This is a genomic window from Nostoc sp. 'Peltigera membranacea cyanobiont' 213, assembly GCF_002245975.1.
Lineage (GTDB): Bacteria > Cyanobacteriota > Cyanobacteriia > Cyanobacteriales > Nostocaceae > Nostoc.
In genome coordinates, this window is the sequence record NZ_NOLI01000151.1 from 1 (window position 1) to 18,965 (window position 18,965).

The 18,965-nt window shown below is 43.0% G+C and carries 13 protein-coding genes; 3 read left to right on the forward strand and 10 right to left on the reverse strand.

Annotated features, from left to right (window positions below):
• Positions 1-34: 34 nt before the first annotated feature.
• On the reverse strand, positions 35-3,079 hold the full coding sequence (locus CDG77_RS28415; RefSeq protein WP_094332610.1) for a pentapeptide repeat-containing protein: 3,045 nt from the start codon (positions 3,077-3,079) through the stop codon (positions 35-37).
• A gap of 146 nt (positions 3,080-3,225) precedes the next feature.
• Between CDG77_RS28415 and CDG77_RS28420 the strand changes: the two genes are divergently transcribed.
• Entirely contained in the window at positions 3,226-5,001 is a 1,776-nt protein-coding gene (locus CDG77_RS28420; protein ID WP_094332611.1) for a DUF3685 domain-containing protein, read from the forward strand.
• Between the two features lie 102 nt (positions 5,002-5,103).
• On the opposite strand, the gene CDG77_RS28425 is transcribed toward CDG77_RS28420, so the two are convergent.
• Positions 5,104-5,607: a pentapeptide repeat-containing protein gene (locus CDG77_RS28425; RefSeq protein ID WP_094332612.1), complete on the reverse strand. Its 504-nt coding sequence runs from the start codon at positions 5,605-5,607 to the stop codon at positions 5,104-5,106.
• 396 nt (positions 5,608-6,003) lie between these two features.
• On the opposite strand from CDG77_RS28425, the gene CDG77_RS28430 reads away from it, so the two are divergent.
• Positions 6,004-6,711, forward strand: coding sequence for a diacylglycerol/polyprenol kinase family protein (locus CDG77_RS28430; RefSeq protein WP_094332613.1), 708 nt, complete (start codon positions 6,004-6,006; stop codon positions 6,709-6,711).
• A 366-nt stretch (positions 6,712-7,077) separates the two neighbouring features.
• On the opposite strand, the gene CDG77_RS28435 is transcribed toward CDG77_RS28430, so the two are convergent.
• The 7 genes from CDG77_RS28435 to pilM all read right to left on the reverse strand — a co-directional run bounded on the left by CDG77_RS28435 (position 7,078) and on the right by pilM (position 16,103).
• Positions 7,078-8,532 carry a dihydrolipoyl dehydrogenase family protein gene (locus CDG77_RS28435; RefSeq protein ID WP_094332614.1) on the reverse strand — a complete coding sequence of 485 codons (1,455 nt, stop codon included), beginning with the start codon at positions 8,530-8,532 and terminating at the stop codon, positions 7,078-7,080.
• A 57-nt stretch (positions 8,533-8,589) separates the two neighbouring features.
• Positions 8,590-9,648 carry a threonine-phosphate decarboxylase CobD gene (gene cobD / locus CDG77_RS28440; RefSeq protein WP_094332615.1) on the reverse strand — a complete coding sequence of 353 codons (1,059 nt, stop codon included), beginning with the start codon at positions 9,646-9,648 and terminating at the stop codon, positions 8,590-8,592.
• A 26-nt stretch (positions 9,649-9,674) separates the two neighbouring features.
• Entirely contained in the window at positions 9,675-9,959 is a 285-nt protein-coding gene (locus tag CDG77_RS28445; protein WP_010998076.1) for an HU family DNA-binding protein, read from the reverse strand.
• Between the two features lie 954 nt (positions 9,960-10,913).
• On the reverse strand, positions 10,914-13,319 hold the full coding sequence (locus tag CDG77_RS28450) for a type IV pilus secretin family protein (protein ID WP_094332616.1): 2,406 nt from the start codon (positions 13,317-13,319) through the stop codon (positions 10,914-10,916).
• A 132-nt stretch (positions 13,320-13,451) separates the two neighbouring features.
• The gene (locus tag CDG77_RS28455) at positions 13,452-14,219 is read right to left on the reverse strand and encodes a pilus assembly protein PilO (protein WP_094332617.1); all 768 of its coding nucleotides are present in this window, start codon (positions 14,217-14,219) and stop codon (positions 13,452-13,454) included.
• On the reverse strand, positions 14,216-14,992 hold the full coding sequence (locus CDG77_RS28460; RefSeq protein WP_094332618.1) for a PilN domain-containing protein: 777 nt from the start codon (positions 14,990-14,992) through the stop codon (positions 14,216-14,218). The genes CDG77_RS28455 and CDG77_RS28460 overlap by 4 nt, the downstream gene beginning before the upstream one ends.
• A 4-nt stretch (positions 14,993-14,996) precedes the next feature.
• Positions 14,997-16,103 (reverse strand): type IV pilus assembly protein PilM, encoded by a 1,107-nt coding sequence (gene pilM, locus CDG77_RS28465; protein WP_094332619.1) that lies wholly within the window; start codon positions 16,101-16,103, stop codon positions 14,997-14,999.
• A 140-nt stretch (positions 16,104-16,243) separates the two neighbouring features.
• On the opposite strand from pilM, the gene CDG77_RS28470 reads away from it, so the two are divergent.
• A complete protein-coding gene (locus CDG77_RS28470; RefSeq protein WP_094332620.1) occupies positions 16,244-17,542 on the forward strand; it encodes an ABC transporter substrate-binding protein in 1,299 nt (432 codons plus the stop codon).
• Positions 17,543-17,570: 28 nt separating this feature from the next.
• Here CDG77_RS28470 and CDG77_RS28475 read toward each other — a convergent pair whose 3' ends face one another.
• Entirely contained in the window at positions 17,571-18,950 is a 1,380-nt protein-coding gene (locus CDG77_RS28475; RefSeq protein ID WP_094332621.1) for a bifunctional folylpolyglutamate synthase/dihydrofolate synthase, read from the reverse strand.
• Positions 18,951-18,965: the final 15 nt, after the last annotated feature.

The window sequence follows — 18,965 nt, forward strand, 5'->3', positions numbered from 1 at the left end:
GGGGGAGTAGGGGTAAATAAGCAATGCCTAATTACTAATATGTACTACTCTCATCAATGGAGTCATTGCCAAAAACTGTTTCATCTTCGACATCTTCATCATATAAACCTACTGGTAAAATTGTACCTTCGGAGCTTTCGATTACTCCGATCGCAGGGAGTTTGGGCCAATTCTTATCTGTGTTTGGTGTAATTTTGACGGTGTTTAATAAGTGTTGGTGCGATGCCTGCGGCGGTAAACTACGCAAATTTTTCAGTCTTTGAAACGATTCTTTGGAGAACAAAGCACCATTATCAGCAGCTAATTTTTTGTCAGCCTCAGTAAGGATGGCATCAAATAAACAGGCGTTGGTGAGATTCGCTGAATTAATATTTGTCCCTATCAGGTTTATCTGTTGGAGGTTTGCGCCTGTAAAGTTAGCCTGTTGGAGGTTTGCGCCTGTAAGGTTAGCTTGTTGAAGGTTTGCGCCTGTAAGGTTAGCCTGTTGCAAATTGGCTCCAGCCAAATTTATCCCGATTAACTCCGCATTGGATAAGTTTGTCTGCTCAAGATTTACCCCAGTTAACATCACTTGCAACAAAGAGGCTCCCGATAAATTGAGTCCAGCTAGAGACTTGATTCGGGTTGCAAAGGCAGTTTTGTGCAAAACGGTTGTCCTCGCAATTAGCACACTCAAAGCCTCTGGGTTGAATTCTGTTAAATTAAGTGGATTGCCACAAGGGCAAAAAGGGATTTTTGTTTCTCGGTAACAAGCACAAAGCAATAAAAACACATTTAATCCTACCGCAGCATTCACCTGCTCAACATTTACTGGGTTTTGCAGTGCGTGGAAATGAGTCAAAGCTTTGTGAACTATCCCTTCATCCAACCAACAACCTTGACAGTAACCACGCCAGAAAGACAAAAGCCGTTGGAACAAAACTTCAAAAGAAAACTTGTGCTTTTGCTCCCGACGCAAAATTGCGATCGCCAGTTCTTCAATTTCCTGGCTAAGGATGCCATAACCCAGTAAATTATAAATATGCTGGGCAACACTACTGGGAGAATCAAGCACAAAAGTGAGGGAACCATAAGCCTCATTTTGGCACTGAGTCAATAATTTCAACTCAGCAGTCACAGCCTTAGCGCAAAGAAATTCTCCTAGCTTAATATGCGAAAACTCAATTAAATTAGTTTTTTCTGCGCTTTTTTCTGAGCTTTCTAAATTCTGAATCTTAAAATAAAACCCTGGTAGAGAATTAAATTCACCAGCCAAATTAATTTGATGGCGTTGAGAGTGTAAAATTTTCAAAGCGATCGCTTGCATCTGCTCAAGTAAATCTTGGGGATGACGATTAGCGAGTAAATTAGCGATCGCTTCTGGAGTTCGGTGGATATGAGCCGATCCTGAGCGCAGCAGCATCGTCTTGATCTCACCAATTAGCGGATAGCCCAATAACCATCGACTCAGGCGATGGTAAATTTCTAACAGAGAAGACTTTGGGGTATTAGCAGCTAATTGCAACACTTCATCATCTAGCAGTCCATCTCGGTGTAAAATGCCCAATAAATGCAGCATCAGAGGTTGACGGACAAGGGGAGATAATTCTGTAAACCTTGATTGGCTGGCAAATAAGCCTGACTGTTTTAAGAATGTAAAGAAATTTTGAGCGATCGCCAACGATTGTACTTTTGCCCACTGCTGAAACCATTGTTTGAATTCGTCTAAATCCAACGGTTGAATGATAATTCGCTTCAATGGTAGAGGTATCTCTGGGGCGATTTCTTGTAATGTTGTTGACCGACTTGTTAACACAATTTTGTGTCTATGCTGAGATTTAAAGTTCAGTAATTGCTGAATAAAAATTGCTTTTGTTCTTATACCATGAGCAGAAGGGGGCAATTCATCCAAACCATCTAGCAGCAGCAGACAAGGGGGATTTTGTTGCTCTAACCAAGTTGAAAGATCAACATCAAAAGCAGAATTTAGGGTTTCGGTGAAAGTTTTGCCATAAGTTACACCCCGTAACCTAATTACTATAGGCATCCAAGTAGGGTATAATTCTTGTGCTATCTGTGCTGCCCAGAGTTGGCAAAAACTGGTTTTTCCATAACCAGGTTCCGACTCAATCATAGCGATCGTTTCTAAATCAGCTAGCTGTTGCTGCGCCCATGTCTTTAAATCAACCGGCTTAACAGGTTTTTTTTCCTGCTCAAAAATACTTTCCTCTATTGGTAAGCCTTTTTGTGGTACATAGATATCCTTGAGAGAAAAGGATTCTATGAGCAACGGCATACTGAGGTTTTTAATCAAACTTGCACGGTAATGTTCTCGATGCAAATCAATTTTCTCACCGACTGGAGAACCAACTTCTGGAGCGTTCAAACTGGGAGATAATGAAATCCCCAAACGGAAAAACTTTTGTAGTTGGGCTAAAGGGGCAGCATTTTCGGTAACGACTACCAGTATGTCACCAGGAAGTGAGTTGGACAAACGCTGTGTTAAAAGTTTAGCTTCAAATTCCTCTGCCCCATTGGCAACTAACCAAGCGATGACAGCATGATTTATTTGTTGTACCAGTAATGAATCTGCAACCAGAGACAGTGCTTGTTCCGCCTGAGTATCAGTTAGTTTACCTGGGGTGAGAGTTTTTAGTAATCCTTGCAGTTGCGAATCTTGGAGGGTGAGTTTACCCGCATCCTCTTTAAGTATTTGGGCTTTAATTGGTATACTTGCCCGATCTAGCCACGGTCTTTGCAAGCTTACTTCCTGCTTTATAATTGTTTGCAAAGCTTGGAGATAGGCAATTTGAAACGCTAGCCATGTGCCTTCGTTACGTTTTAAAGGTTTTTTTTGGCTGAGACTACGCAACAGGTTTTCTGTTAACTGGGAAATGACACTGATTTCTTCCCAAACAATCCCTAAAGGTAGTTCTAAAACTTCTACCAAGGTACAGATATCAAAAGGCATGAGGCTTTTGACTTCCATATCCTGAACAATCCGATAGGCAATACCTGCCAATTGCCCTGCCGAAAACCCTCTGATTTGATTGATTGCGATATGGCGTTCTGCCAACCAGTGCCGAATACTCAAGTTCATTTAATTACACAGTGACGGCTGTTTATGGCAATTACGATCGATTTATCAGTTTGCGAAAACAGGTAACAATGAGGGAGACAAAGTTTTGTTTGTATCAAAGCTGTTTTCTGATTAGTAAAAAACAGTGGTTGTGTAATTGATGGAATATGAGCGATCGCCATTTAAAATTATTGTTATTCGACCAAGACCCGATTTTTCGTCTGGGATTACGGGTAGCTCTGGAAGCAATTCCTAACCTGGAAGTAACAGGAGTAGTAGAAACTGACACCACTGCCTTGCAAATTTTAGCAGAAATTGCCCAAGAAGACCCTAAACAAGTAAATTTACTGGTTTTAGAATTCGGTAATGGTCGCTCCACCACCAGCCAACAGCTAGGTTTACAATTCTGTCGGCAACTCAAAGCCTTATATCCCAACCTGCCAATTTTGCTCCTAAGTTCTGTGCAAGAACAAGGACTGCTATTAGCTGCCAAATCTATTGGTGTAAATGGCTACTGCCCCAAAGGTACACCACTACCTGAGTTAGTCGCTGCTATGCAAGAAGTTGCAGATGGTGGTGACTATTGGTTTCGGGACACAGAAGCGAACGCAACTCCTAACTCCTCACTCCCTAGTAGAGACGCGATTAATCGCGTCACTCCCTACTCCCCACTACCTTTTTCCAGACTGCGAAATAATTTACGTTTGTCAGGAATTGCTTACATCGAGACTACTCTAGCCGCAGTCACAACACAATTACAAGTTCCTGGATTACCAGTACTAGATCGAGCAATTCTAGCTGGACGGAGGCGAGAACTCCTAGCGGCTCGTTGGTTGTTAAATGGGTTGTTAGTTTCATCCCAAGAAAGGCAAGAGAAACATATTCCGGTTGCTGATGAGCTACCGCTCACACCTTTATTGAGTAGTGCCATTGAGCAAAGGCAAACTATTTCACCTTTACTTAGTCCAGGAACACTACAATCTGCCTTGTTTACATCTTGTGTTACTAAACTTCAATTTCCTTTAAGAAATGTTACAGATGTCCCTTTAGAAATTGACATCTTCCGTGAAGATAAAAAACGAGAATTACTTTACCTGATTCTGCAAAAACTGGCTGAACAGTTGGATGAATTGCGTGCATCTCAAATCCAGTTAAGTCAATTAAATGAGGTAAAAAGTACCTTAATAGGCAATTTATGGCAAGCCGCAATTACAGATTTTTTTGGAAAGTTTTCTCGGATAAAATTAGGAAATAACAATATAGAAATTGTTAAGTTATTACTCCAAAATGCAGAGGTTGTGCAAAGAGATATTCTCAATAAAATTCCGCTATTTTGCGAGTTGTATTCTTATCTACTATTTCAAACGGAATTGAACATTGATAATACCTCCTATCCAGTGGTGAGTGCTGAAGCAAAATCCCAAACATTAATGATTTTAGAGAACTTGTTAATTCAGGTAGCTAATGGGGTAGTTCAACCACTACTAAATTATTTAGCAGATGTAGAAGAGATTAAACAAAATTTTTATAGTCGGCAATTAATTTCTACAAGAGAAATTGAACGATTTCGAAACGATTTATCATGGAAATATCGATTGAGTAATTATATCAACGAACCAAAAGCAGTTTTTGAAAGTCGCTATGAGCTATTTGTAATTGCGCCTCGTGGCATTGCCAGTACTTCAGTTTATGCTCCTCGAAATCAGGAATTAGGAAAACTTTCTAATATTCCTTTGATAGTGACATTGCTTCTAGAATTTAGTGATGCGATCGCACCGCGCTTAAAATCACTATTATCTTTTTTAGGTAGCGGTATAGTCTTCATCCTCACCCAAATAATCGGTCGTGGTTTAGGTTTAATCGGTCGTGGTATCCTTCAAGGTATTGGTAATGCTTCGTTAATAGAAAAGAATTTTAGACGAAATAGCGATCGGAGTAAGTGATATCAAGTCCGGGTAATCACTTGTTATTAAAATCTCTCCTCGTTCGCGTGTCCCCGGTTCCCCGTATTAGCCCTAATGATAAGTCTTCAATTAATAAATACATTATTCATACCAGTCGGGGCCTTTGAAAAACTCCCCGTCCGCCCAAAAGGTTTTACAGACCAAAGAACCTTGTCCGGGACTACTGAAATTTTGGGCCGCCCTAAAGTCGGTGGCAATCAAAATAGCATCATCCATTTCTACCGCATACAAGTCAGCCCCAGTGAAATCAGTGCCACTTAAAATAGCTTCGCTTAGGTCTGCATTTCTGAAGTTAGTTCCTATGCAATCAGCACCACTCAAGTCAGCTCCACTCAAGTTAGCACCTTCGAGATTAGCGGCATACAGATTTACACACAGCAGTCTGGCTCCAGTCAAGTTGGCATGACTCAAATTGGAACCACTCAAATTAATACCTATCAAATCGGCTCCGCTCAAATTGATTTCTCGCAAATCTTCTCCATCCAGCATGGAGGAGCCAAATATAACTCCAGCAAAATTTCTTTCTCCAGCAGCATATCTTTTGAGCAAGGTTCGGCTATCAAGTCTTTCTCTTCTATCTTCCATAACCTAATTCAATTATTTTTAAATTGACAACGCTATCTTTACTGCTTTGTTGTCACAGCAATTAAACATTAATATACCCAAAGAGTTTACAATTTATGATTTTCAAGATTTAAGAACTCGTTGTAAATCATACGACAACGTGGAGTGGTCGGGGCGGACTTGAGGAGCTTGTCAGCCCAAATCAACGACTAAAACCACGCTGCTGTTTCAATTTTTCTTGCTCGTAGTGCAGCAGTTCGAGCAAATCCTCATTCCAACTGAGATGATTGTGTGGAAGTCTCTTACCTAGAGGGGCGGAGGGGACAAGGGGGTAAGGAGATAAACAAAACTCTTAACTCAGCACAGACTAAACGCCCCGCTACCGGAACTGTTTTGCCCAATGCCCAATAATGACAAATGACAAATGATTTTATCGGACTAGCAATTTCTTATATTTACGCTATTGGTCTGCTTGTCATTGGCGAGGGACTGCGTAGGCTGTTTGGTGTGAAGCCGGATTTGACCCGCAAGGTAATCCATATTGGTGCAGGGATGTGGGTTTTCGGCGTCCTGCTGCTATTTAACCAGTGGGAAATCGGAATTATACCTTTTGCTAGTTTTATCGGACTCAACTACCTGTTTTACCGCTACCGGGTTATCGGCGCAATGGACACCCAGGATAGCTCACCTGGTACAGTTTATTTCGCTATCTCAGTAACGCTGCTTTTCGGGCTACTGTGGCGACCAGAGGGGCCAGTAGATAGCGTTGCGATCGCTGTTGCAGGGATAATGGCGATGACCTGGGGTGATGCGCTAGCAGCATTAATCGGCAGACGCTTCGGGCAGCATAAATACCAAGTGGGAAATTCTGTGCGTTCTTGGGAAGGTTCGGCAGCAATGTTTGTAGCAAGTACAGTAGTGATTTTCTTGGTGCTGTTGCTGCTACCTGGTTCATCGCTGAGTCCCCTAGCAGCGCCTTTGGGTTTCGGATGGGCCTTGTTGACGGCGGTGGTAACTGCTACTTTCGCCACCCTAGCAGAGGCAGTCTCGCCCCACGGCACAGATAACCTCAGCGTGCCTCTAGTAGCGGCTGGGGTAGTGTGGGTAATAATGCAAGGGTTTTAAACCAACTTCCGAGTTCAAAAGCTCAACTCCAAACTTCTAACTCCCTACTCCTCACTCAGGGCTATTTCGTTCTAGACATAAACCGCCCAGAACTAATGTTCCGGGCTAATAGCCCAAGTCCACGCTTAGTGGACTAAAAGCCAATACGGTTCAGTTAAGGCTAAAACTTTTTGTCAAAGTTATTTTTTAACGAACCGCGAAGGACGCGAAGGACACGAAGGAAGAAAAAAAGAGAAGGAAGAAATGCTTAACTGAACTGTATTGGACTAAAAGCCTTTCTAGTCGTCTTTAGACGACTTTTGCTATTAGCCTCAGAATTTATTCTGAGGTGGGCTAAATGAGAATGAAATAGCCCTGACTCCCCACTCACAAATTCCAATTGCGGCGGAAATGGAAGAAGCCTTCTAAAAACTCTTGCAAAGCAATATTGCTATTTAACTTTTGCTTACTCCACTCTCTTGCAGCTTGTTCCAGAATTTCTGAAAAACTGGGATAGACAGGAGATAGATTTGCCAAATCTTTGACTTTAATTTTTTGGGACATTGCTAAGGCAATCAAATTAATCAATTCTCCAGCTTCTGCGCTCAATATCGAAGCTCCCAAAATTTCACCGTTGCGTAGCACAATTAATTTACATATACCAGTGGTTTCGTCCCGAAGTTGGGCTGCTGCAACTGTTTTAAAATATTGACGCAAAACTAAAACTTCATCTCGACTAAATAGGCGTTTTGCCTGTGCCTCTGTCAAACCCACTTGCGCCACCATCGGCACAGAAAACATTGCCCAAGGAATGGAGCCATAATTTACTCGTAACCTGGGGAAAAATAGTGCATTGTTCAGGGCAATTTTTGCTTCATAATTAGCGATATTGGCATAGTCGTAACCACCAATTACATCACCACAGGCATAAATGCGGTGGTTAGTAGTTTGTAGTTTATCATTCACAACTAAACTCCGCCGATGCCATTTCACGCCTACTGTTGCCAAATTTAGGGATTCAATATTCGGCTGTTGTCCAGTCGCCACTAAAATTTGATCGGTTTCAATGGCTTTGTCTCCTGCTTGAATCCATTTTTTATTCTCAATCAGCTTCACCTGAGTCACTATTTTATCGGTGAGGACGCGCACACCTTCGACTTCCAACTGCGCCTGAAGCAATATGGCTATTTCAGGGTCGATATTGGGTAGAAGATATGGATACTTGACCACCAGTGTCACACTACAACCAAACCGCGCTAAAATTTGAGCGATTTCAATGCTTTGGGGAATCCCGCCGATAATGACCCAATTTTTGGGTAGTGTCGCTTCCTTTAGGGATTGCCAAATATTAGAAAGGGTTAGATAGCCAGTAGTTTGCAATCCTTCAATCTCTGGAATTTCTGGACGCGAACCACTAGCTAGCAAATAAGTACGGGCGCGTAGTCGGCGATTATTAACGGTAAAAGCAAGTTGGGGTGAAGATTGAAATTGACCGCTACCAACAATAATATCAACTCCCTGCGCGGCTAATATGGCGGGAGAATGCTGTTCTTTGAGATTTGAGGCGATGCATTGAGCATATAGCATCGCTTCTTGCCATGCCATAAATACGTGGCATTCTTCTGAGGTATCAGTATGTGTGGCATGGATACCAAAACTAGCGGCATCATTCAACTTTTGTGCCAGTTTACCAATTTCGGTAAGAGCATGGTAATGAGTAAACCTGTAGTCTACTTTAGGTTCCACCAGGGCGACTGTAGCACGTAGTTGGGTGGCAGCAAGGGCAGCGTAGTATCCAGCAAGACTGCCGCCAATAATTACAACATCATAGTCAATTGTCATTTATCAATTGTCATTTGTCATGGCGGAGAATGGAGAATGAAAGTTACCTCATCTTCCCTATTCCCCACTCAGCGCTGTTAGTAAGCGTTGGTTATCGGACTCTTCACGTACAGCAACCCGGAAAAAACGATCGCCTAGTTCTTTAAAGCTAAGGCAATCACGGATTAAAATCTGGTGATGCTTGAGTAATTGTTGCTGTAACTGCGAAGTAGACTTCTGGGACTCAACCAGTAAAAAGTTAGCAGCACTTACTTGGGGTTGGAATCCTAAGATTTTAGCCAAACCCTGAAAGAGTTGGTTTCGTGCAGGTGGTAGCCATGCCCAGGTTTGCTGCTGAAACTCCGTATCTTGGAGTGCCGCAATTGCCGCCGCCGCCGCTAGGGTGTTGACGGGCCAGGGGTCACGCCATTGCTGCCATTTAGCTAGGCAGTCGGGGTGTGCGATCGCATATCCTAATCGCAGTCCGGGGAGACTGTAAAATTTAGTTAGCGATCGCAATATTACTAAATTTGCATATTCCTGCACTACTGGAATCAGGCTTTGTTCCTCATCAGGCGGTACAAAATCCATAAATGCTTCATCCACCACAACCAAAGCAAATTGCTCCAGGTAGGGCAAAATAGAGTCCCGTGAAAATATTTTTCCGGTTGGGTTGTGGGGATTATTCAGCAATAGTCCTTTGTGATTTCTCTTTTCTCCTTTCTCCTTGGTCAATGACCAATGACCAGTGACCAATGACAAAGGACACTCCAGCACATTAGCGTTATACGCTGCCAAGGTTCGGTAATAGTCGCCAAAGGCTGGAGTGATTAAAATTGTCGCGGCTAATTGAGCCAATTCTCTACCTAATAAAGTAAGTAATTCTGCGGAGCCGTTACCCGGCAGAATCCACTCAGGAGGTAGTTGATGGAAGTGACTGAGAGCTAGTCTCAGTTCACTATAATTTGGGTCTGGATAGTGCTTAAGATTACCAAGTTGGGACATTATGGCAGCGATCGCGCTGTTTGGAGGCCCCAACGGGCTGATGCTAGCAGAAAAATCCAGAATAGCATCAGGGGGACAGCCAGCCAGTGCTGCTGCCCAGGCTAAATTTCCCCCGTGTGCAGGTTGCCGCATTAAAAAAGGGTTCCCGAAGACAGAACCTATGCTTTTGGGGGTGCTACCTTTTCTCTAAACAGTTTTCCTGCGGAGAAGGCAGGAACCCTCGTCGCTGGGATTTCCATCTTTTCATTTGTTTTCGGGTTGCGACCTTCACGAGCTTTACGTTCCCGTGATTCAAATGAGCCAAATCCCACCAATGTTACCTTATCACCAGAGGAAACCGCTTCAATAATCGTTTCCAAAGCGGCAGTTAAGACTGCATCCGCTTGTTTCTTGGTAACACTAGCTTTTTCAGCTACGGCATCAACTAATTCACCTTTGTTCATATCAAACTCCTGAAGGTTTACTTGAGATTCGTTACGGATGCACATGGTACATCCGTACTGAAATCTTGGTTCGCGGGAATAAAAAATCATCCTTTGGGAGTATTTTTACTCAAAACGGCTGTACATCCCATCGGCTCGACTTTTCAATGAATCATTCTAAGGTGTTGTAGCCTGATGTGGATAGATGAAACCATTAATTTATATAGATTTCAGGATTTTTTGTCATTTTAGGGTAGTTGTTTCACTAAAAACCACCTCTACGGTAGGAAAAAATACCTATTAAGAACTACGTAGGGGCAGCCCACCAGAGGCATTGTGAGGATAACAGGGGAGGAGGGAGAGATATAATTATGAATACTAGATTAGCTATATCAGAAGTGTCTGAGGCAGGGTACTAAATATTTGGGCCAATTTCTACAATCGCTTTACCCGATCGCAGGCATTCTAGAGCATCTGAAAATGTAGGCGTAAGAATTTGTCTGAGATTACGATTTGTGACATTGCCACAAGTTACCCAAGGAATTCAAAATTATTGTTTCTTCTGTTTAACCTGAATTCAACGCCTTAATATAATGTCTGTCTAAATTAGCCCAATTAAAAGTACTCTGAGAGATTTTACACGCAAAACTATCCCTCTCCGACTTGGAGCTACGGTGTACACACATCTCTGTACAGACCCAAAATTGTTGGAGATCCCCCTAAATCCACGCCACATGCTCCACTTGGGGAGACCCCAAGACCGCAGTGGCTCCCCGATAAATTGGGGGACTTTAAGAGACTTTTGCCCCCCAATTTATCGGGGGTTGGGGGGATCAAAAGCCTATGAGGCAACTCTATAAGACTTGTGTGTACACCGTAGCCGACTTGGAGAGGGACATACTTGAACTTTAGTTCAAAGCAAAAAGAGGTGTAAGAATTTGAGCCAAAGGTGACTCGCCTGCTCATCATCTTTATCTATCTACCAGGAATCTTCAACCCCCGCCGCTCAAGAATTTGGCGCACTTCTGGGCTGGGATTGTAGTTGTAGCCGTAGGAGGAGTTTTCAGAGTCATCCATAATTTGAGGCGTGAGCAATACAACCACCTCATTGCGCTGATTGGATCTATTTGTCTTTCTAAACAGCGCACCAATCAGTGGAAGATCGCCCAAAATAGGAATCTTGGAGATACTTGTCCTATCTTGGTCTTGGATAATCCCTGAGAGAATGAGCGTCTGACCATCTCGTAAGCGAATTAAGCCAGAAGTCAGAGAACGTTCAGACACTAAGATAATTTGTCCATTTCCTGTATCTTGTGAGGCTGTAGGAGCGCTGACAGTAGGAGCAACCGATAGAGAAACGAAACCATTATCGTCAATCCGGTCAATTTTCACATTTAATGTTAAACCAACTTTTTGTTTCTCAATTGTTCTTTCTGTCCTCGATCCACCCGAAGTATCTGTTGTTTGGAGCGTTATGTTTCCTACTACTTCCTGAGTCAGATTTACAAGAGCCTGCTGACCTTCTTGCACAATCAAGGTTGGGTCGGTCAAAATTTTGGCATTGCCATTTGTCACTTGAGCTTGCAAGCTACTGAGAAGACGTTTGGGAAACTGGTATAGAGAAGACAAAGCTGTAGTAGCTGTACCCAAAGTACCTTGTGTGATACTTGATGTACCATCAGCGTTCCTTGTAATGATGTTATCGGTCGCTGGAGTAATATTAGTGAAACCTGGTTGTAAGGCGTTTGTACTAGCGGGCGAAATAGGTTGATAAAAAGAGCCACTTCCTGGGTTTGCGATTCTAGTGACGTTACCATTTGCGTCTACCACTACCGTACCTGGGGTAGTTCCTGGAATAGATACAGTACCGTTGGGATTAACAAAAGGGGTTCCTGTCAGTGGATTCGTAATAGTAGGTGTCTGAGTCACACTGTTTGCTACTTCAGAACTAGTAGCTGGTCTGGAACCACCGAAATTAAAAGATGCTGCACCACCATCACTGCTGAAGTAGTTGTTGCCAAGCCCAAAAGAAAAGCTAGTGTTGTAGTCTTGGGTGTTATTGAGGTTAACATCGATAATCTTGACATTGACTACTACTTGACGACGGCGGATATCAAGCTGAGTTAGTTGAGCCATCGCCATCTCAACTAGCCGAGGAGGACCAATCAGGGTCAAAGAATTGGTGCGCTCATCTCCTAATGCCTGTAGACCTCTAAGTAATGGGTTAGAGTCTTTGTAATCAACACGTTGAGTTTCAACTTTGGTTTCTGTAGTCGTCTGAGTTTGGGTAATAGGAGCAGCTGCATTGCCAACAGCTATGGCACTAACACTAGTGACTTGCCGTTCTCGGCTGACAGCACTTTCTGCCCCTAAACCGACCAGAAAGTTTAGGGCGACTCCCACTGTTACCTGATTGAGTCGCAGGCTACGCATAACCATATCACGGGTCGCATTAGGTAGTTTAGGCCCTACAAAAACTGTGCGATTACTGCGGTTAGCTTCTAAACCACTCAAACGCAAGACGTAGTTAAACACATCTTGAACTGGTTCGTTTTCTATATCTAACGAGATTGTTTGAGAAGTTGCCTGTGCAGTACCACCTTGCTCGCTGCCAACATAAGCTAGGTTCAAATTAGCAGCACGAGCAAGCAGTGACAAAACCTCACGCACTGGCGCATCTCGCAAGACTAAACGAGGTACACGCTCCTGAGTTCCTAAGTCAATTGTGCTAGGAGAAGCATCGGTAGCGGAAATAGCAATATCTCCCACCGGTGGGGCAACGGCTCTGGGTAAGAAAGGTGGAGCCTGACTCAGAGGTTGGCCGGGCCCAGCAGCTTGTGCAGGTTTTCCGTCAATGGTAATTTCTGGGTTTGGAACTAGAACACCTGAATTTTGACCAGATTGGGCTGGAGTAGTCGCAGGCGGCGCTGTGGATGTTGGCGCTGTTGGCGTTGGTGCTGATGCTATAGTGCCTGCGGATGGGCTAAAGCCGAGTGTAATTCCATTTTGCGATCGCACCACCGGTTGACTCTCAGGTGTATTGTTGCTCCCCGTTACCGTCACCCGGATGCTATTGGCATCAAGCTGATTAACCTCGACAGACGCAATTCCTGGCGCTGGGCTATCTTGACGAAAGCTATTACCTTGTGGTAATCGTAATTGAGTATTGATAATATCTGCGACTAAAGTCTTGCCTCTTTTTGTAGTGAAAACTTGGGGGCGCGAACCCGAAGAAGTTTTCAAAGCAACGCTAATTCCACCATTAACTGGACTTAACTGTACATTAGTAACTTGACTAATTTGTGCCCAAACTGGTTGCGCTGCCAAAAATACAAAAGCGGCAGTACCCAATATAAAACTATTACCGTGAAGCTGTTTCACAGTTCATTCCTCACCTTATAAAACCTTGTTTACAAAAAATTGTGAGAAATTAGGAGTTAGGAGTGAATAGTTAGGAATGATAACTCCTAACTATTCACTATTAACTCTTAACTCCTAACTTCTCGTTCCTAACTACTTTTTCGGGGCAGCTTTAGCAGCGGCGGCAGCTATTTCTTCTGCACTAAGTGGCATCAATACCTGTAACTGGAATGATGTATTAATCGCTGCTGGCCCAACCTGTACAGGTGTTTTATCTAATGGGGATCTTGACTCTACTGGAGCCAAAGTTGCTTGATAATCTTTAACTATTAACAAAGGCTGTAACCGCTCAATGTTACGAATTATCGATTGTGTTTGCTCATAAGTTCCTGTAATTTCAGCATTGATACTGCTGCGTTCCAGCTTCCCGTCAACCTGTAATCCTAAAGTTCCATCAATAATCGGTTCTGGCTTTTGGGAAACTGGCACAAACTTCTTCAGTTTGGCTCTGACTGCATTAACAGAAGTTGGAGTATTTCCAGACTCAATTAAGCGGTTCAAATCTAACAGTAATGTATCTAAACTTTTTTCGTTAGCGAATAAAGCTAAAACTTGTACTTTTTGCTGTTTTGCCTGAGCTAATTCCTGTTTAACTTTGTCAATCTGTTTGATATTGGCTTTTTTTTGCTCAATTTGCCCTTGCAGTTCAGAGCTTTTTGCTTGCTGCTGCTGATAGCTTTCCAAAGCTGGCATCAGCAAGTTTAACAATATATAACCTGCTCCTGCTAAACCAATTACCCCCACCAAAATGCCAATGATTTTTGGTGTAAAGGCAATGCCAAATATCACGGGGTGGGCCGGCGTTTCCGAGTTGAATTCCCCACCATGTTCGGCAAAATTTAAATCATCACTCAGCGTCATTTTGAAATGACTCCTGTTTGTTGCATACTACGAATTCGAGTCACTAACCCCACTGTGCCTTTTTTTTCCAACTCTCGGATTAATTCCGAAGCTGGAACATCGCTCATAGTCGATTGAATAGTATATTTAACTACTTGAGGTGGCTTAATTATTACACCATTAGTAGGTTGAGCCGTACCTGGTGGTATAGGAGCATCCACTAAGGCTGCTGTTATAATTCTGCTTTCTGTGGACTTCAAGAATCGAGACTGTTGTAAACTTAATAAGAAATCATTGACATCGTTAAAAGAACGAGCCAATCCGGTAATTTCTAATCCTCCAGCAGGATTGTTTGGGGGCTGGCCTGCCGCTACTGCAATGGGTGGAGTTTGCTTGATAGTTTCGATTTGCACTGCGGCTGGAATGCGATCGCGCAAATCTTGCAGCATTGCTGACCAAGGTCGAATCTGGTCAAATACAGTGACTAATGCTTGAGTTTCCCCTTTAATTGCACTCGTCTCGGCTTTGATTTTGTTAAGATTTCCTATTTCTGTATCTAACCTCTTGCTTTCTTGGTCTAGTTGTGCAATTTGACCATTTAATTCAACAATCTTCCCTTGCAATAACCACCAAGCAACTCCCAATAAAGCTGGAAGACCTACACCTACAGCAACTCCTATATACACTGGTGTCAAATTTCCTGTAGGCAGGTTTAGGGATATTCCTCCCTTTCTCTCAGGCTTTTTCTGATATGCTGGGCGATCTTTTAGAAAGTTAACATCTAGGCTATACATTTTGTTACACCTCCCGCATTCCTAGACCAAGTACGATCGCCAACCCAGAGCGTTGCACCTGTGGATATTTCTCAGTGTCAACTTCCAAGGATAAAGAGCCGATTGGATCTATTTGGGTAGTTGGCAAGCTCAGTCGTTGGGTAAAGAATTCATCTAGCTGCTGGAGTCCACCTCCTGGGCCAGCTAATATAATCTGCGCTACCTCCAAATTTTCACTTTGATTGAGGTAAAAATCGATGGAACGGCGCAGTTCATCTGTTAGTTCTCCCAATACTCTTAATATGGCTGCCATACCAGGATCGAGTTCGGTAACGCCGGTTTTCCCGCCGTCTATGGGAGTTGGAGGAATAATCATTCCATATAACAGTTCCATATCTCGTGATGTGGGTAAACTCATTGCCCTTGCTAAGGCTGTTTGCATTTGATAAGTTCCGATTGGAACTGTGCGCGAAAATTGCGGCACTCCGTTAACGATGATGGCAATTTCTGTACTGTCGAACTCTATATCAACTAGTACTGCTGCTTCTTGCGGCCCAAATTGTCGCAATTGCTCGCGAATAGTCCGAATCAGAGCAAAACTGTTAATTTCTAAAACATCAATTTGTAATCCTGCCTGCTCAAATGTACTGATATAGGTATCCGTAATCTCTTTGCGGGTGGCAACTAGGAGTACATGTACTTTTTCAATGCCATCTTCATCTACAAAGTACCCAAGTTTCTGATAATCTACATCAGCCTCTTCACGAGGATAGGGTAAATATAAACCTGCTTCATGGTTGAGTACCATTTCTCGCAGTTCTTTGTCATCTAACTCTGCTGGCACTGGTATAATCCGAACGATAGAATCTCGCCCTGGTACACCAGTAGCAACACGAGAAGTTTTAATTTTGCTCTCAGCTAGCGCCTGCTGGATTAATTGCGCCATTGCTGCGGGGTCGGTGATTTGACCATCGATAACTACACCTTCGGGAACTGCTACCGATATAAAGGTTTCTAGTTTCATGCCTTGACGCTGCTTGCGTAGCTGAACTACATTGACCCGTTCGGGAGCAAGTTCAATGCCGACCCCTTTATTTGATTTGCCAAACAGACTTTTGAAGCTTTTTACCACAGTTGTGCCCGCTGGACTGCTAAATTGAAAATTTAAATGATACTAAAAACGGACTTGGTGCTAATTAATTTATTTAGCCTATAATCTCGACAATTCTGTCTAAGCTTTTCACACCTATCAAGCGTAAAAATACTGGGAAAATGATTCAATTGCGAAAATTTAAACAACTTGTTGCTTTTGTAATGCTTGGCTTATTAACCAGTTGGATTGTAAGTTGCAGTACAAGTAATGTCAGTACAAATACAAAACAAGTTAATTCAGGAGCAGCAACTATTGAGTTTTGGACAATGCAACTCCAACCTCAATTTACCGACTACTTCAAAAACCTAATTGCGAATTTTGAATCGCAAAATCCAGGTATAAAGATTAGCTGGGTCGATGTACCTTGGGCGGCTATGGAGAACAAAATTTTAACAGCTGTCTCAGCAAAAACGCCACCTGATGTAGTTAACCTCAATCCGGGTTTTGCTTCCCAGCTTGCAGGACGAAATGCCTGGTTAGATTTAGATGCAAAAGTCTCAAACGATATACGTTCCTCCTATCTACCAAATATCTGGGAATCTTGTACGCTTAATGGCAAGAGTTTTGGGATTCCTTGGTATCTCACCACACGGTTAACCATTTATAACACTGATTTATTAAAACAGGCAGGTATCAATAAAGTCCCTGCAACCTACGGAGAATTAGCACAAGCAGCGCAACAAATTAAAGATAAGACAGGGAAATATGCCTTTTTTGTGACGTTTGTACCGCAAGATTCTGGTGAAGTACTGGAATCTTTTGTACAAATGGGAGTTGCCCTAATAGATGCTGATGGGAAAGCGGCGTTTAATTCAGCACCAGGTAAGGCAGCGTTTCAGTATTGGGTGGACTTGTATAAAAAAGGATTACTGCCTAAAGAGGCTTTAACGCAAGGACATCGCCACGCGATTGATTTATACCAATCTGGAGAGACTGTGTTTCTAGCTTCGGGGCCAGAGTTTCTAAAAACGATCGCTAATAATGCCCCGAAAATCGCCCAAGCCACGGGAATAGCCCCTCAATTGACTGGTGACACGGGCAAGAAAAATGTCGCTGTGATGAACATAGTTATTCCCCGTGACACTAAACAACCAGATGGCGCTGTGAAGTTTGCTTTATTTGTCACCAATGACGAAAATCAGTTAGCTTTCGCTAAAGCGGCAAATGTCTTACCTTCTACAGTCAAAGCATTGTCTGATAGTTACTTTAAAGATGTTCCGGCTAATGCTTCAATAGTAGAAAAAGCGCGAGTTATGAGTGCTACAGAACTGCACCAGGCAGAAATATTAACCCCTAATTTGAAGGATTTTAACAAACTGCAAAAGGCAGTTTATGAGAACTTACAAGCAGCAATGTTAGGGGAAAAAACTGTAGATAAAGCCGTAGAAGATGCGGCGCAAGAGTGGAATAATAGGTAATTCGTAATTCGTAATTCGTAATTCGTAATTATGATTTACGAATTATATTGGCGGTTTTTAGAAAGTCGCCTACTAGATAAAGAGAACCACATACAATAATTAAATCGTCTGTGGTAACTGCTTCTAGTGCTGTGAATAAATCTGGATGGATTTGGCGATCGCTTAATTTGGGACAAAGGCTATAAGCTAGGTTTGCTAATTCCTGTAGATCGGCGGAAGTTCTACCCGGCCAAGATTCTACTGGTATTGGCACTAAAAAAAGGCGATCGCCTGGGCGTAGCAGGGCAGTAAAAATATCAGCATGATCCTTATCGGCAAACATTCCCATAACCCAAGTGACGGGTTTGGGGTTAACTGGGTCTAAGCTATCAATATACTGGCGAAGAACTTGGGCAGCAGCTGTATTATGAGCGCCATCAAGTAATAATTTATGGTTGTTCCAGGTAGTCCATTGCATCCGCCCTGGCCATTGGGTTTTTGCCATGCCGTTAATTATGGCTTCTTCAGAAATCTGCCAACCCCGTTGTTGGAGAATTTCTAAAGCTGCTATTGCCAAAGCTGAATTTGCTAGTTGAATTTGTCCCGCTAATGGCAAAGGATATTTAATTAATTGAGAATTTTTAAGTGTTTGATATTCTGCCGATCCTGTAGCGATTTGACGGGCGGGTTGGGGCGTAAAAATTGGGCATTGTAATTCTAAAGCACGCGATCGCACAACTTCTTCTGCGTCCGGTGGCAATCCTCCAACCACAACAGGACATCCAGGTTTGAGAATACCAGCTTTTTCTTTAGCAATGTCCGCGATCGTGGGGCCAAGTTGCTGCCAATGTTCTCGGCTGATGGAAGTGATGATAGTAACCAAGGGTTCCAAGGAAACATTTGTAGCATCCAAACGCCCTCCTAGTCCGACTTCTATCACAGCCACATCGACTTGTTGCTGGGCAAAATATAACCAAGCAGCCGCCGTAATTACTTCAAACTGAGTCGGGTTCCCATATTTCTCTGAAAAGGTTTGATTCCCCTTATCCTCTCTTTTTAATTGGGAAACATACTCTCCCTTCTCAAGGAGGGTTGGGGGGATCTCCTCGTCACCAGACCGAATAACCGCTTGGACTTTTTCTAATAATTGGCTCAATTCCTCTGAGGAAATTGGCTGTTCATTTAAACAAATACGTTCCGTCCAATCGACTAAATGCGGTGAAGTGTAGCGTCCTGTGCGATAACCAGCCTCAGTAAGTACTGAAGAAAGATAGGCACAGACTGAACCCTTGCCATTAGTACCAGCAACATGAATTACCGGAATTTGGTGATGAGGATTGCCGAGATTTGCCAATAAGTTGACAATGCGATCGAGTCCGAGATGGACACCAAACCGTTGAAGGGGTTGTATTACAGAATCAATATCCAAGGGGGAGTGGGGAGT

Bases quoted from the DNA above. Each gene is read 5' to 3' on its own strand.
- CDG77_RS28430 (WP_094332613.1), top strand. From the start codon at position 6,004: ATGACAAATGATTTTATCGGACTAGCAATTTCTTATATTTACGCTATT.
- cobD (WP_094332615.1), bottom strand. From the start codon at position 9,648: ATGCGGCAACCTGCACACGGGGGAAATTTAGCCTGGGCAGCAGCACTG.
- CDG77_RS28460 (WP_094332618.1), bottom strand. From the start codon at position 14,992: ATGTATAGCCTAGATGTTAACTTTCTAAAAGATCGCCCAGCATATCAG.
- CDG77_RS28415 (WP_094332610.1), bottom strand. From the start codon at position 3,079: ATGAACTTGAGTATTCGGCACTGGTTGGCAGAACGCCATATCGCAATC.
- CDG77_RS28420 (WP_094332611.1), top strand. From the start codon at position 3,226: ATGAGCGATCGCCATTTAAAATTATTGTTATTCGACCAAGACCCGATT.
- CDG77_RS28455 (WP_094332617.1), bottom strand. From the start codon at position 14,219: ATGACGCTGAGTGATGATTTAAATTTTGCCGAACATGGTGGGGAATTC.
- CDG77_RS28470 (WP_094332620.1), top strand. From the start codon at position 16,244: ATGATTCAATTGCGAAAATTTAAACAACTTGTTGCTTTTGTAATGCTT.
- CDG77_RS28425 (WP_094332612.1), bottom strand. From the start codon at position 5,607: ATGGAAGATAGAAGAGAAAGACTTGATAGCCGAACCTTGCTCAAAAGA.
- CDG77_RS28445 (WP_010998076.1), bottom strand. From the start codon at position 9,959: ATGAACAAAGGTGAATTAGTTGATGCCGTAGCTGAAAAAGCTAGTGTT.
- CDG77_RS28435 (WP_094332614.1), bottom strand. From the start codon at position 8,532: ATGACAATTGACTATGATGTTGTAATTATTGGCGGCAGTCTTGCTGGA.